The organism is Streptomyces sp. NPDC005811, from assembly GCF_040630405.1.
Taxonomy (GTDB): Bacteria; Actinomycetota; Actinomycetes; order Streptomycetales; family Streptomycetaceae; genus Streptomyces.
This window is the reverse complement of sequence record NZ_JBEXXK010000001.1, coordinates 127,867-139,844: the sequence shown is the minus strand read 5'-3', so window position 1 is coordinate 139,844 and position 11,978 is coordinate 127,867. Positions and strand designations below refer to the sequence as shown.

Sequence of the window (11,978 nt, the reverse complement as noted above, 5' to 3'; positions counted from 1 at the left end):
GGGCGGGCGGGTGCGGGCCTGTGGGGCGGCCGCCCGGCCACCGCGAGGACGGGTGGTTCAGGTGAGCGTGAGCGTCAGGACACCGGCGTACGAGCCCGGCGGGGTGAACGCCGGTACGTCGAGGGAGAGTCCGGCCTTCGCGGTGAACTCACCACCGGTGAGGGTGCCGTCCGGCGTGGAGGCGAGGGTCGCCCCCGCGCTGCCCACGACGCCGGACGAGCCGGCCACGCAGGTGCTCGGGCTGTCCGCCTTGGTGGTGCAGGTGGGCGTCCAGCTCAGCTTGCCGGCGTCGATCTTGGCGCCGGGTCCGCTGAAGTCGGTGACCTTGCCGGTCAGGGACCAGCCCGCGGGTCCGCCGCGGTAGTCCTTGACCGTCACCGCGTTGAGGTCGCCGGTCGAGGGGTCGCCGGAGCCGAAGTCGACCGTGGACATCGCGACGCTGTCCCCGGACTGCTCCATGGACAGGTCACCCGCCTTGACGGTCGTCGTCAGCTTCTGGCTGCCCTCGGGGATCGGCGTGTCGTCGATGACGACGTACGCGGCGGTCGAGGTGCCCAGGTCGGAACTCCAGGCACTGCCCTCGTACGCCACGATCCCGGTGGTGGTGAGGTCGTTGACGACGAGCGAGCCGGAGATGCTGCCCGAGGAGTCCGCGGTGACGGTGGTCCTGTCCGCGGTCTCGTCGGATCCGGAGCGCCCGGCGACGGTGACCGTCGCGCCCGCGGTGAAGCCGCCGCCGGTGAAGGAGACGGGGTCTCCCGGGCCGCCGGAGGCCGAACCGAGTCCGAGGTTACGGGTGTTGGCGGGCGGGTTGTCCGCGGCGGTGACGGTCTCCGACACCGGGGCGGGCGGGTTGGTCACCGTGCAGACGGTGTCCAGTTCCAGGATGTAGCTGGTGTGGATGTTGTAGTCGCCGGGCGAGAGGGTGATCGCGCCGGGCGAGGTGACCGTGAACGTGCCGGTCATCGAGAACGACGGGAAGGCGCCGTTGCCGGGCACCGGGTCGTTCTTCTTGGGGCCCGCGACGGTGACGTTGCCGGTCTGCGCGCCACCGAGGGCGACCACTCCGGTCGGCGTCATGATGTCGGCCGGCAGGTCGATCACGGTGGGGTTGCTCGCGGCGGCCTTGACCACCGTGTAGGTCACGGTGACGGTGTCGCCGACCTTGGGGCTGGTGTTGTCCACCGTGATCTTCGCGGTGGTGGTGCCGTCGATCGGCGGGATGCCCGCGATCGCCGGCGGAATGCAGTGCGTCGCGAAGTCCACGTTGTCGGCGGCGCCGGCCGGGCACGCGAGCGCGCCGCCCGCGGTGACCGCGAGCGCGGTCGCCCCGAGCAGCGAAGCCCAGCGCCGTCTTCGGGTACCTCGGGCACTTCGGGGTGAACCCATGTCTGCCCCCTCCTCCAGGGTGCGGGCGCAGCGGCTCTTCTGCGCCGTAGGGGGCATTGAGGGTGGGATCGCGCCAGAAGTCAATGGAGACGGGGATGTCAACTGATGGACCGTCAGCTTCCTGGTCCCGCTCGGAAACCGACGGTCCGTCGATCGGATTTCCGGCCGTTATCAGTTGAACACGAACGGCCCCGGCACCTGTGCCGCGCTCGTCGTACAGGTGACGGTGATGCCGAGGATCACCATCTTCAGCGATCCGCCGTTGAAGTCGAGCTTGTCACCCGAGGCCACGGTGCCGGGCAGCGGGCCGACGGTGATCGTGGCGCCGGCCGCCATGGCCGGGTTGACGGATCCGCTGAAGACGCGTGCGGAACCGGTCGAGTTCGCCATCGTGAGCGTCGAATTGATGCTGTTGGCGCTGAGCGCGAGAGGGGTGGTGATCGAGGAGGTGAGAGTGATGGTCGCCGAGGTACCGGACTGCGTGGCGGTGAGCGTGGCCGCCCCGCCGCCGAAGATGCCGCAGCTCGCGGTGATGGTCGCCGTCGTCGGGGTGACGGCGGCGGCCGAGGGCGCGAGAGCCAGCCCGGTGACCGCGAGGGCCCCGGCCAGCAGTGCCGCACCTGATCCGATTCGCTTGCTCATGAGTTCCGGCTCCTTCCCGGATGTGGGGAGACGGGCGTCGGGAGCGGGACGGTGGGTGCGGTCACCGGGCCCGGTGGGGGGTGAATCTGACGGTCCGTCGGAACTTACGGCTCCATTGATGCGGGAGGGACGGGACGACGGCAAGGTCGATTTCAGGCCGAGTTGAAAGGTGGGCGGAAGCCCCGTCGAACGGTGGGTCGAAGGTCCGTCAGCCCGCGGGCGTGGTGCTCCGGACCGTCCCGTCCGGCGCAGCCAGCAGCACCGGTGTCTCCGGCCCGCCCAGGTCCCGTACGGCCGCCAGGTCCTCCTCGGTGACGGCCTCCGCCCCGCTCACCACCGCCGCCGCCTCCAGCGACGCCGCTCCCGACGCCACCGCCATCGCCACCGCCGTCCGCAGCGCGCTCAGCCGCAGCGACGGCAGCTCGACCGTCCCGGCGACATAGGTGCGTCCCGTGTCGTCCCGTACGGCCGCCCCCTCGGGTACACCGTTGCGGGCCCGCGCCGAACGGGCCAGGGTGACGATCTTGCGGTCCTCGGGGTCGAGCGCGTTGCTGTCGGTCATGGTCCGAGCATACGGAGCGGCCGGCCCTTTCCCCCGCTCGGCCCTCAGGGGCGGTCCAGGCGGAGGCGCTCCGCGCGGGGCAGGCCGGCCACCACCAGGTCGTAGGAGTCCTCGACCAGCTCGCGGACGAGCCGTTCGGGGAGGTCGCCGTCGACGGTGACCGTGTTCCAGTGGCGTTTGTTCATGTGGTAGCCGGGGGCGATCAGGCCGGGGTGGTCGGTGCGCAGCCGGACCGCGTCCTCGGGGTCGCACTTGAGGTTGACCTTCAGGGGACGCTGGTCCGTCCAGCTCAGCGCGAACATCTTGCCGAGGACCTTGAAGACGGAGATCTCGGGCCGGAAGGGGAAGTCCTCCTCGGCCGCCTCGAAGGACAGGCACAGGGCGCGCAGTTGCTCGGGGGTCACTCCGGCTTCTCCTCCCGCGTCCCGTCCGAGGGCCGCTCGACGGGCTCCACCAGTACCGTCACGATCTTGTTCCGGCGGCCGGCCGCGGCCTCCGCCGTGAGCCGCAGGGCGCGGCCGTCCGGCAGGTCGACCACGGCGGCGGCCCCGGCGATGGGGACCCGGCCGAGGGCCTTGGCGAGCAGTCCGCCGACGGTCTCCACGTCCTCGTCGTCGTACTCCTCCAGGCCGTACAGCTCGCCGAGGTCGGTGATGTCGAGGCGGGCGGTGACCCGGTGGCGGTCGTCGCCGAGGTCCTCGACGGGCGGGAGTTCACGGTCGTACTCGTCGGTGATCTCGCCGACGATCTCCTCGAGGATGTCCTCGATGGTGACGATGCCGGCCGTGCCGCCGTACTCGTCGATGACGACGGCGACATGGTTGCGCTGGAGCTGCATCTCGCGCAGCAGATCGCCGGCGTTCTTGGTGTCGGGCACGAAGGCGGCGGGCCGCATGGCCGTGGAGACGAGGTCGGACTCGGCGTCCCGGCTGATGTGCGTCTTGCGGACCAGGTCCTTCAGGTACACGATCCCGACGATGTCGTCCTCGCTCTCCCCGGACACGGGTATGCGCGAGAAACCGGAGCGCAGGGCGAGGGTGAGGGCCTGGCGGATCGTCTTGTACCGCTCGATGACGACCAGGTCGGTGCGCGGGACCATGACCTCGCGGACGAGGGTGTCGCCGAGCTCGAAGACGGAGTGCACCATCCGGCGCTCCTCGTCCTCGATGAGGGACTCCTGCTCGGCGAGGTCGACCAGGGCGCGCAGCTCCGCCTCGGAGGCGAAGGGGCCGCGGCGGAAGCCCTTGCCGGGGGTGAGCGCGTTGCCGATGAGGATCAGCAGCGAGGGGATCGGGCCCATGATCCGGGCCAGCGGCAGCAGGATGTACGCCGCCGCCGTCGCGGTGTTCAGCGGGTGCTGGCGGCCGATGGTGCGCGGGGAGACCCCGACCGCGACGTACGAGACGAGGACCATCACGCCGATCGCGGCGAGCAGCGCCGGGGCGGTGCCGTCGATCTCCTGCAGACAGGCGTACGTCACCAGGGCCGCGGCCGCCATCTCGCAGGCGACGCGCACCAGCAGCGCCACATTGAGGTAGCGGGTGGGGTCGGCGGTGATCTGGGCGAGCTTGGCGCTGCCGCGCCGCCCGGACCGTACGGCCTCCTCGGCGCGGAAGCTGGAGACGCGCGCGATGCCCGCCTCCGCGCAGGCGGCGAGCCAGGCGACGACGACCAGGGCGATCGCGCCGGCGATCAGGGTGGGACTCATGAGACGGTCGGCGCCGGGGACGGGCCGGTCAGGCCCTTCTCCGCGCGCCAGCCGTCCACGATGGCCGCCTGGAGGCCGAACATCTCGGCCTTCTCGTCCGGTTCCTCGTGGTCGTAGCCGAGGAGGTGCAGCACTCCGTGGACGGTGAGCAGCTGGAGCTCCTCGTCCATGGAGTGCTGGGTGGGCGCCTCGGTGCCCTGCTTGGCGGCGACCTCGGGGCAGAGCACGATGTCGCCGAGGAGGCCCTGCGGGGGCTCGTCGTCGTCCTTCGACGGCGGACGCAGCTCGTCCATCGGGAAGGACATGACGTCCGTCGGCCCCGGCAGGTCCATCCACTGGATGTGCAGTTGTTCCATGGCGTCGGCGTCCACGACGATCACCGAGAGTTCGGAGAGCGGGTGGATGCGCATCCGCGCGAGGGCGTAGCGGGCGATGTCGAGGATCGCCTGCTCGTCGACCTCGGTTCCGGATTCGTTGTTGACGTCGATCGACATGTGCTGGCTTGTCTACTTCCGCTTGGTCCGGCCGCCCTTGTGGGTGCCGTTCTCCGTGCCGTTGGTGCTGTCGTACTTCTCGTACGCGTCGACGATACGGCCCACCAGCTTGTGCCGGACCACGTCCTGGGACGACAGCCGGGAGAAGTGCACGTCCTCCACCCCCTCCAGGATGTCCTGGACCTGGCGCAGACCGGACTTGGTGCCGTTGGGCAGGTCGACCTGCGTCACGTCACCGGTGATCACGATCTTGGAGTCGAAGCCGAGGCGGGTGAGGAACATCTTCATCTGCTCGGGGCTCGTGTTCTGGGCCTCGTCCAGGATGATGAAGGCGTCGTTGAGGGTACGGCCGCGCATGTAGGCCAGCGGGGCGACCTCGATCGTCCCGGCGGCCATCAGCCGCGGGATCGAGTCCGGGTCCAGCATGTCGTGCAGCGCGTCGTACAGCGGGCGCAGATAGGGGTCGATCTTCTCGTAGAGCGTGCCGGGCAGGAAGCCGAGGCGTTCGCCGGCCTCGACCGCCGGGCGGGTCAGGATGATCCGGTTGACCTGCTTGGACTGCAGGGCCTGGACCGCCTTCGCCATGGCCAGGTACGTCTTGCCGGTACCGGCGGGGCCGATGCCGAAGACGATCGTGTGCTTGTCGATCGCGTCGACGTACCGCTTCTGGTTGAGGGTCTTGGGCCGGATGGTGCGACCGCGCGAGGACAGGATGTTCTGAGTCAGTACCTCGGCCGGGGTCTCCTGGCCGTCACTCGTCCCGTTCTCACTCGCCCGCAGCATGGCGATCGAGCGTTCCACTGCGTCCTCCGTCATCGGCTGCCCGGTGCGGAGCACCAGCATCATCTCGTCGAACAGGCGCTGGATGAGGGCGACTTCCCGTGGGTCGCCGGTAGCGCTGATCTCATTGCCCCGGACGTGGATGTCGGCCGCCGGGAAAGCCGTCTCGATCACGCGCAGGAGGGAGTCGCCGGACCCCAGCACGGTCACCATGGGGTGCTGGGCGGGAACGGTGAAGTGTGCTCTCGCCTTGCCCTGCGCGGGCGTGTGAGCTGTGGGTGTCTGAGTCATAGGCCGGCCACGAGGGCCTCTACGTCCTCCCGGATGCGTCTCGCCTGCCACTGGGGCGGCCTGGCGTGTTCCAGGGTACGCCAGGGGGCTGACAACGCCATGGGGTTTTGTCGGTGGACCGCCGACCCCTGCCGGGCCTACGCCGAGCGGCCGAAACCGATCGTCGGGACCGCGCGGCGCAGGGGCCAGGGGGTGGTCTCCTCCCGGGGCAGCAGGGCCTCCAGGAACGCGTACCGGCGCAGCGCCTCGGGGGCCTGGCCCTCGACCGACTGGACCCGGCGCCACCAGGCGGCGATCTCGCCCCAGCCGGGGGCGGAGAGCGAGCCGCCGAACTCCTGGACGGAGAGCGCCGCGGTGAGGCCGGCGAAGGCGAGGCGGTCGGCGAGCGGCCAGTCGGCGAGGGTGCCGGTGACGAACCCGGCCACGAAGACGTCCCCGGCGCCGGTGGGGTCGAGGGCCTCGACGGCGATCGCGGGGACCTCGGCGGTCTCGCCGGTGCGTCCGTCGACCGCGTAGGCGCCCTCGGCGCCGAGGGTGACGACCGCGAGCGGCACGTGCGCGGTGAGGGCGTGGGCGGCGGCGCGGGGGCAGTCGGCGCGGGTGTAGCGCATGGCTTCCTCGGCGTTCGGCAGGAAGGCCTCGCAGTGTTCCAGGTCGGCGAGGCCGGCCAGGTCCCAGGCGCCGGTGTCGTCCCAGCCGACGTCGGCGAAGACCCGGGTGCCGCGGGCGGCGGCCCCGGCGATCCAGGCATCGCGCTTGCCGGGGGTGAGGGAGGCGACGGCGGCGCGGGCGTGCGGCGGGCGGTCGGGGGCGCCGCCGTGGACGAGCATCGCCTCCGGGGGCGGTTCGTGGCCGTGGGAGACCATGGTCCGCTCGCCCTCGTAGGCCATGGAGACGGTGACGGGCGAGTGCCAGCCGGGGACCGTGCGGGAGGCGGCGAGGTCGATGCCCTCGCCCTGTTCGAGGGCGTCCCAGCAGTACTCGCCGTAGTGGTCGTCGCCGAAGGCGGCGGCGAGGGAGGTGCGCAGGCCCAGGCGGGCGAGCGCGGTGGCCATGTTGGCGACGCCGCCGGGGCTGGAGCCCATGCCGCGCGCCCAGGACTCGGTGCCGCGCACGGGGGCGGAGTCGAGGCCGGTGAAGATGATGTCGAGGAAGACGGTGCCGGTGAGGTAGACGTCCCAGGGCGGGTCTCCGGGGGCCCGCCGGGCGACCAGGGGATCGACCAGGGCGGCCTGGCCCCTCTGACGGTGGTGTCCCTCTCCGGTGGACGCGGCGGCGGCGGTCACGGTGCGCTCCCTGACGTGGTACGGACCTGGCCAGTCTGCACCACAGGAACACCGGACGCCTGCAACCCCCCAGGGGCGCGGGGCTGTATCGATGTGCGGCTCCGCCGCGTGGGCGCGATCGGCCCCCACGGCCCGCAGCCGAACGAGCGGGAACAGCAAGCGGCACCTACCAGCGAGGCACCGAGGGCGTGACCCACCCGGGGTCGGCCACCCTCATCGCCGCCGCGTCGTCCCGCTCCCGCAGCGCCCCGTCGTCGTCCAGCCAGCGCCGGTGCAGCACCGCGAGCTTCTCCCGGTCGAGCTCGACCCCCAGCCCGGGCGCGTCGGAGACGGTGACCTTGCCGCCGTCGAAGGTGAGGCGCTCGGTCAGGACGTCCTCCGACTGCCACGGGTAGTGGGAGTCGCAGGCGTGGTGGAGGTCCGGCACGGTGGACGCGACGTGCGTCATGGCGGCCAGCGAGATGCCGAGGTGGGTGTTGGAGTGCATGGACACCCCGACGCCGAAGGTCCGGCAGACCGCGGCGAGCTGCTGGGTGTTGCGCAGCCCGCCCCAGTAGTGGTGGTCGGAGAGGACGACCTGCACGGCCCCGCGGGTGAAGGCCTCCTGGATCTCGGCGAAGGTCGTCACGCACATGTTGGTGGCGAGCGGTACGCCGGTCCCCGCGGCCACCTCGGCCATGGCGGGCGTGCCGAGCGCCGGGTCCTCCAGGTATTCGAGGACGTCCCCGAGTTCCTTCGCGACCTTCAGCGAGGTCTCGACGCTCCAGGCCCCGTTGGGGTCGAGCCGCAGCGGGTGTCCGGGGAAGGCGGCGGCGAGGGCGCGTACGGCGGCGATCTCCTCGTCGGGCGGGAAGACCCCGCCCTTGAGCTTGAAGGAGGTGAACCCGTAGCGCTCGGTGAAGCGCCGGGCCTGCTCGACGACCCCGGCGGGGTCGAGGGCCGCGCCCCAGTCGTCCTGTTCTCCGGACACGCCCTCGGGGTGGGCGGCCCACTTGTAGAAGAGGTAGGCGCTGTATTCGACGGCGTCGCGGACCTTGCCGCCGAGCAGCGCGTGCACGGGCAGCCCGAGGGCGGTGCCGAGGGCGTCGAGGCAGGCGACCTCGAAGCCGGAGACGACGGACAGCCGCAGCTTGTCGGCGGTCTGGACCCCGCGCAGTCCGCCCACGTCGACCTGCCCGGAGACCCGGGAGGAGTCCACCGCCACCTGGTCGGCGATCGTGAACAGCCCGTTCAGGTCGCTCACCTGACGGCCGATCAGCCGCTCGGCGAACGGGCGGGCCAGCTCCAGGTACTTGGTGTCGCCGTACGTCTCGCCGACCCCGACGACACCGTCGGCGGTCTCCACCTCGACGATCAGCCGGGGGGTGTACGGCTGGTGGACGCCCTGGGTGTTGAGCAGCGGCGGGTCGGCGACCAGGATCGGCGTCAGGCGTACGTCCGTGACGGTGAGGTTCACAGGGCGGCTCCCACGAGGTCGAGTCCGGTGGTCAGAAGGGTCCTGAGGTCGGCCAGGTCGGCGGCCGAGGGGTCGGTGAGCGGGGCGCGGACGGGGCCGACGGGGGCGCCGCGCAGCCGGGCGGCGGCCTTGACGAGGGACACGGCGTAGCCCGGTGCCCGGTCGCGGAGTTCGACGAGGGGGACGTAGAACGCGCGCAGGAGTTTGTCGACGGTGCCCGCGTCCCCGTCCCGCAGCGCGGTGAAGAAGGCGCCGGCGATCTCGGGTGCGAAGGCGTGCACGGCGGAGGAGTAGGCGGGGACGCCGACGGTGGCGTAGGCGCGGGCCTGGATCTCGGCGGTGGCGGCGCCGTTGAAGAACAGGAAGCCCTCGGGGGCGGCGAGGGTGAGGCGCTGGAGGCGGTCGAGGTCGCTGTGGCCGTCCTTGAGGCCGACGACCGTGGGGATCGCGGTGATCCGCCGGAAGGCGTCGACGCCGTAGGCGACCTGTCCGCGCTGGTAGGCGACGAGCGGGAGGCGGGTGCGGGCGGCGAGCTGCTCCAGCTGGGCGACGAGGCCGTCCTGCGGGGCGGCGACGAGGTAGTGCGGAAGGACGAGGAGGGCGTCGGCGCCCTCCTGTTCGGCGATGCGGGCGAAGCGGGCGGCCTGGGCCCAGCCGTAGCCGGTCCCGGCGACGACCGGCACGCGTCCCGCGGCCTCCTCGACGGCGATCCGCACCACCGTGCGGTACTCGTCCTCGTCGAGGGAGAAGAACTCGCCGGTGCCGCAGGCCGGGAAGAGGCCTCCGGGACCGGCGGCGAGTCGGCCGGCGACATGGGCGCGGAAGCCGTCGGGGTCGAGGGAGCCGTCCTCGTGGAAGCTCGTCAGCGGGAAGGACAGCACGCCCGCCGCCATGCCCTCCCGCAGTCTCCGGACCGTGTCGGTGTCGAGGCCCACCTGCTTCATCTCCCTATGTAGACGCCATCCCATATGTATCCACGTATGAAGATGGAGATTAGATACGCGAACGACGCCCCGTCAATGCCGTGCGCGACCCCGCTTACGATCGGGACATGTCGGAGACAGGCGGTGTCCGCGAGGTGAAGTCGGCCGCGCGCACGGTCGAGCTGCTGGAACTGCTCGCCGAGCGCGGGGACCGCCCGGCGCGGCTCCAGGAGCTGGCGGACGCGCTGGGCGTGCCGCGCAGCTCGATGTACGCGCTGCTGCAGACCCTGATCGGCCGGGGCTGGGTGCGCACGGACGTCACCGGCTCGCTGTACGGCATCGGCATCCACGCCCTGCTGACCGGTACCAGCTACCTCGACTCCGATCCGCGCGTGCGCCTGGTGCGGCCGTATCTCGACGAGGCCTCCGACGCGCTGGGCGAGACGATCCACCTGGGCCGGCTGGACGGGCGGGACGTGGCCTACCTCGCCACCCGTGAGTCGCACGCGTATCTGCGCACGATCAGCCGCGTCGGCCGCCGCCTCCCCGCCCACGTCGGCGCCCTCGGCAAGGCGCTGCTCGCCGAACGCCCCGACGGCGAACTGCCCGAGGGGCCCTACGCGGCGCTCACCCCGAAGTCGCACACCAGCCGTGAGTCGCTGCGGGCGGACCTGGCCGGGGTGCGGGCGCGGGGGTACTCCGTGGACCGCGAGGAGGGCGTGACCGGGATCGTCGGCTTCGGCTTCGCGCTGCGGTACGAGCATCCGGCGCAGGACGCGATCAGCTGCTCGGTGCCGCTGGCCCGTCTGACGGCCGGACACGAGGAGCGGATCGTCGCCGTGATGCGGGAGACCCGCGCCAGGATCGAGGCGGCGGGGCCGGGGGCCGCCGGGGCCGTGAACTGGCGTTAGAGAGCGTCGAAAAGGCCCTCGTCTACCCGATGTCTCCCCTGGTAAACAGGGTGTGACCCAGATCATGCATCCTCAATTTTTTCGGGCGGCGCCCGCTTGATATGAATTGCCCCGAGCCGCCTCTTCTCGCCTTGCAGGAATGCCCGTGTTCGCCCGCCGCACCCCCGTCCCCTGGCCCCTCGTCGCCCTCTTCACGGCCGGGTATCTCGCCCCCTATCTGCTGCCGACCGTGGTCGGCCGGCTGGACGCCGGGCTGCCCCTGACCGCCACCGAGGCGGGCGCCGTCGGCAGCGCGCTGCTGCTCGCCTCCTCCTCGGCCGGCTTCCTGCTGGCCTCCCGGGTGGAGCGGATCGGCGCCCGGACCATGGCCCGGGCCGGACTGCTGCTCGCGGTGCTCGGCTACGGCGGGGCCGCACTGGCCGGTTCGGTCCCGGCCGTCGTCGCGGGCGCGGTCCTCGGCGGCTTCGGCTCCGGTACGGCCACGGCGGTCGCCGCCACCCGGATCGCCGCCGAGCCCGACCCGCACCGCGCCTCCACCCTCGGCCTGCTCGGGGTGTCCGCGCTCGCCGGGGCCGTCTATCTGACGGTGCCGCACCTCGGCGCGGGGCATGGACAGCCGCTCGCCGCGATCGCGCTGACCGCGCTCGCCGTATGGCCGCTGACGGGGCGTCTGCCCGGCCGCGGCGCATCCGCCGACCCCGCGCTGCCCAAGGTCCGGGTCCCGCTGCCCCACCTGCGGGCGGGACTGGTGCTGGCGGCCGCCATGCCGTTCTGGTCGCTGGTGCAGAACTCCCTCTGGGGCGTGAGCGGACGGATCGGGCTGACGCAGGCCCACCTCGGCGAGGCGGCCGTCGGCGCGGTGTTCGCGGTGGCGCTGGGCGCCGGGCTCACGGGTGTGCTGGCCGCCGGGGCGCTCGGGGCGCGTCTGGGCCGGGCGCTGCCGATCGGGCTCGGGACCGTCCTCATCGCGGCCTGCGTCGCGGGCAACGCCTCGGCCACCACCCCGGCGGGCTTCGCGGCCGGCCAGATCGTCTGGAACGTGCTCTACCCGGTCGTCCTGTCGTACGTCATCGGGCTGGCCGCCTCGCTGGACCCGCGCGGGCGCTGGGCGGTGCTGGTCGGCTCGGCGGGCTCGCTCGGCACGGCGGCCGGTCCGCTCACCGGGAGCGTGCTCTCCGCGCAGGCCGGGTTCCCCGTGATGGGCCTGGTGCTGGGCGCCGCGCTGCTCGTGGTCGCCGTGCCGATGACCGGGGTGGCGCTGCACGCGAGCGGACGTCGGGTGCTTCCGGGGGCCGTACGCCGGCGGGGCGGGACGCCCGTCGTGGAGATCGAGATCGAGGTGGACGCCCCGGCCGTCCCGGCGCCGGACGCCTACGACACGGCCGGACCCCGGCAGGCGGGCGCCGCACCGGGATCCGGAAGCTGAGCGGTCCTACCGGGCCGCAGGCCATACGCCGGCGGGGCGGGACGCCCGTCGTCGAGATCGAGGTGGACGCCCCGGCCGTCCCGGCGCCGGACGCCTACGACACGGCCGGA

At 72.4% G+C, this 11,978-nt stretch carries 12 protein-coding genes; 2 read left to right on the top strand and 10 right to left on the bottom strand.

Going from position 1 to position 11,978, the window contains the following annotated elements; all coding sequences use genetic code 11:
- Window positions 1-57 precede the first annotated feature (57 nt).
- The 10 genes from ABZ490_RS00630 to ABZ490_RS00585 all read right to left on the bottom strand — a co-directional run bounded on the left by ABZ490_RS00630 (window position 58) and on the right by ABZ490_RS00585 (window position 9,552).
- On the bottom strand, window positions 58-1,389 hold the full coding sequence (locus ABZ490_RS00630; protein ID WP_358982397.1) for a beta-xylosidase: 1,332 nt from the start codon (window positions 1,387-1,389) through the stop codon (window positions 58-60).
- Window positions 1,390-1,560: 171 nt separating this feature from the next.
- The gene (locus tag ABZ490_RS00625) at window positions 1,561-2,031 is read right to left on the bottom strand and encodes a hypothetical protein (protein WP_358982395.1); all 471 of its coding nucleotides are present in this window, start codon (window positions 2,029-2,031) and stop codon (window positions 1,561-1,563) included.
- 208 nt (window positions 2,032-2,239) lie between these two features.
- Entirely contained in the window at window positions 2,240-2,593 is a 354-nt protein-coding gene (locus ABZ490_RS00620; protein ID WP_358982393.1) for a cytidine deaminase, read from the bottom strand.
- A 44-nt stretch (window positions 2,594-2,637) separates the two neighbouring features.
- The gene (locus tag ABZ490_RS00615; RefSeq protein WP_358982391.1) at window positions 2,638-2,997 is read right to left on the bottom strand and encodes an MmcQ/YjbR family DNA-binding protein; all 360 of its coding nucleotides are present in this window, start codon (window positions 2,995-2,997) and stop codon (window positions 2,638-2,640) included.
- Window positions 2,994-4,301 carry a hemolysin family protein gene (locus ABZ490_RS00610; protein ID WP_358982389.1) on the bottom strand — a complete coding sequence of 436 codons (1,308 nt, stop codon included), beginning with the start codon at window positions 4,299-4,301 and terminating at the stop codon, window positions 2,994-2,996. The genes ABZ490_RS00615 and ABZ490_RS00610 overlap by 4 nt, the downstream gene beginning before the upstream one ends.
- Entirely contained in the window at window positions 4,298-4,795 is a 498-nt protein-coding gene (ybeY, locus tag ABZ490_RS00605; RefSeq protein WP_067244387.1) for an rRNA maturation RNase YbeY, read from the bottom strand. Before ybeY ends, ABZ490_RS00610 begins: the two co-directional genes overlap by 4 nt.
- A gap of 12 nt (window positions 4,796-4,807) precedes the next feature.
- Window positions 4,808-5,866, bottom strand: coding sequence for a PhoH family protein (locus tag ABZ490_RS00600; protein WP_358982386.1), 1,059 nt, complete (start codon window positions 5,864-5,866; stop codon window positions 4,808-4,810).
- A gap of 137 nt (window positions 5,867-6,003) precedes the next feature.
- The gene (locus tag ABZ490_RS00595) at window positions 6,004-7,152 is read right to left on the bottom strand and encodes a PfkB family carbohydrate kinase (RefSeq protein ID WP_358982384.1); all 1,149 of its coding nucleotides are present in this window, start codon (window positions 7,150-7,152) and stop codon (window positions 6,004-6,006) included.
- Window positions 7,153-7,318: 166 nt separating this feature from the next.
- On the bottom strand, window positions 7,319-8,608 hold the full coding sequence (locus tag ABZ490_RS00590) for a glucarate dehydratase family protein (RefSeq protein ID WP_358982382.1): 1,290 nt from the start codon (window positions 8,606-8,608) through the stop codon (window positions 7,319-7,321).
- A complete protein-coding gene (locus tag ABZ490_RS00585; RefSeq protein WP_358982380.1) occupies window positions 8,605-9,552 on the bottom strand; it encodes a 5-dehydro-4-deoxyglucarate dehydratase in 948 nt (315 codons plus the stop codon). The genes ABZ490_RS00590 and ABZ490_RS00585 overlap by 4 nt, the downstream gene beginning before the upstream one ends.
- 107 nt (window positions 9,553-9,659) lie before the next feature.
- Between ABZ490_RS00585 and ABZ490_RS00580 the strand changes: the two genes are divergently transcribed.
- Together ABZ490_RS00580 and ABZ490_RS00575 are read left to right on the top strand one after the other, a co-directional pair.
- A complete protein-coding gene (locus tag ABZ490_RS00580) occupies window positions 9,660-10,442 on the top strand; it encodes an IclR family transcriptional regulator (RefSeq protein ID WP_358982378.1) in 783 nt (260 codons plus the stop codon).
- A gap of 145 nt (window positions 10,443-10,587) precedes the next feature.
- Complete coding sequence (locus tag ABZ490_RS00575; protein WP_358982944.1) at window positions 10,588-11,868, top strand: MFS transporter; 1,281 nt, start codon at window positions 10,588-10,590, stop codon at window positions 11,866-11,868.
- Window positions 11,869-11,978 lie beyond the last annotated feature (110 nt).

Coding starts and splice junctions, on each gene's coding strand:
- ABZ490_RS00630 (WP_358982397.1), bottom strand. CDS start 1,389: ATGGGTTCACCCCGAAGTGCCCGAGGTACCCGAAGACGGCGCTGGGCT.
- ABZ490_RS00625 (WP_358982395.1), bottom strand. CDS start 2,031: ATGAGCAAGCGAATCGGATCAGGTGCGGCACTGCTGGCCGGGGCCCTC.
- ABZ490_RS00620 (WP_358982393.1), bottom strand. CDS start 2,593: ATGACCGACAGCAACGCGCTCGACCCCGAGGACCGCAAGATCGTCACC.
- ABZ490_RS00610 (WP_358982389.1), bottom strand. CDS start 4,301: ATGAGTCCCACCCTGATCGCCGGCGCGATCGCCCTGGTCGTCGTCGCC.
- ybeY (WP_067244387.1), bottom strand. CDS start 4,795: ATGTCGATCGACGTCAACAACGAATCCGGAACCGAGGTCGACGAGCAG.
- ABZ490_RS00600 (WP_358982386.1), bottom strand. CDS start 5,866: ATGACTCAGACACCCACAGCTCACACGCCCGCGCAGGGCAAGGCGAGA.
- ABZ490_RS00585 (WP_358982380.1), bottom strand. CDS start 9,552: ATGAAGCAGGTGGGCCTCGACACCGACACGGTCCGGAGACTGCGGGAG.
- ABZ490_RS00580 (WP_358982378.1), top strand. CDS start 9,660: ATGTCGGAGACAGGCGGTGTCCGCGAGGTGAAGTCGGCCGCGCGCACG.